The sequence below is a fragment of the Pseudomonas sp. K5002 genome, from assembly GCF_013386655.1.
Lineage (GTDB): Bacteria > Pseudomonadota > Gammaproteobacteria > Pseudomonadales > Pseudomonadaceae > Aquipseudomonas.
Genome location: NZ_JACARK010001072.1, coordinates 1 through 1,294, shown reverse-complemented (window position 1 = coordinate 1,294; position 1,294 = coordinate 1). Strand labels below are relative to the sequence as shown.

The 1,294-nt window shown below is 62.0% G+C and carries 2 protein-coding genes; both read right to left on the bottom strand.

The features are described from left to right. The coding region (locus HX846_RS33270; protein ID WP_178967058.1) for a hypothetical protein at positions 1 to 289 on the bottom strand (289 nt) is incomplete at its 3' end. A 124-nt stretch (positions 290 to 413) separates the two neighbouring features. After that, a partial coding sequence (locus HX846_RS33265; protein ID WP_178967057.1) for an EAL domain-containing protein occupies positions 414 to 1,294 on the bottom strand: 881 nt, incomplete at its 5' end.

The following is a 1,294-nucleotide window of genomic DNA, read 5'->3' as shown; positions in this document are numbered from 1 at the left end:
GCTGCAACTCCACCACCGAGGTCGACTGCACGGCCGGCAGCGGCGGCGCGTTGCTGCGGCTGTAGCCACTGGCCACGTTGCGCAGGAACGCCTCGTGCTCATGGATGATCTCCACCACGCGGGCGAAGTGGAACTCGACCTTTTCCTGTTCAGCGTCGAGCAACCGCGACACCGCCCAATAGCAACTGCTGGACAGCAACAAGGCGAGCCCCGTGAGCAATAACAGGGCTTTGTTCAAGCGTTGAGAGCTTTGCGCCAGCTTGTCCAGGCGCAGACTTGCATGTTTCATCGTCAGTACCGCAGAAGCCTGAATCAGGATATGGGGCCTATGCTTGATCCCGGCATTGGCCAATAACGCCCGGCTGACCGGGCGACCCTTCCTTCGGGCTTCTTGACTGTGTGACCCTGGCCACTCACATAAGTGCTGGCGCAGGGCCATCCTCGATTAACAGGGCGCTGAATTTTTCCGCCGCCACGGCATGGGAGATCAGGAAACCCTGCACCTGATCGCAGCGGATACGCCGCAACACCGCCAGCTCCGCCTGGGTCTCGGCGCCCTCGGCGATGGTGGTCAGCCCGAGTTTGCGGCCCAGCTCGACAATGCTTTGCAAGGCCGACGCCAGGCTTTCGTTCTCGGCACAGCCATGCACCAGTGACCGGTCGATCTTGACCTCGTTGAACGGCGTCGACACCAGGTTGAAGTAGGAACTGAACCCCTTGCCGAAGTCATCCTGCGCCAACCCAAAGCCCATCATGCGCAAGCGACATGCTCCAGCGTAGTAGTTACTGGGCAGCCGTGTGGTGGAGCTTTCCATCAATTCGAAGGTAATTTGCCGGGGTTCGGCGTCGCGGCTTTGCACCTGGGCAAGCAGGCGGTCGACCAGGTCGCTCTGGTCGAGCAAATGCGTGGGCAGGTTGATCGACACCGGCAGCCGGTAACCGAGTTGCGCCCACTGGGCCTGGGCGATGAGGGTTTGGCCGAGAATGCAGGTGAGCAAGCGGGTTTCCAGGTCAAGGCGCTCGATGTCGTCAAGAAACGCGCCGGGCATCAATAACCCTTCCACCGGGTGCACCCAGCGTGCCAGGGCTTCGGCGCCCACGATGCGCCCGTCATGCAGGGATTTTTTCGGCTGGAACCACGCCTGGATTTCACCATTGGCCAAGGCGCGCTCAAGGTTCTCCCGGTCATGGCTGACACCCCGGTGGCAACACGGCGTGCGCGCCTGCTCGGCGAGTTTGTCGAGGCAATCGCGCAGGGTGCGCACCTCGCGTTCGCGCACCGGCTTGGAGATTA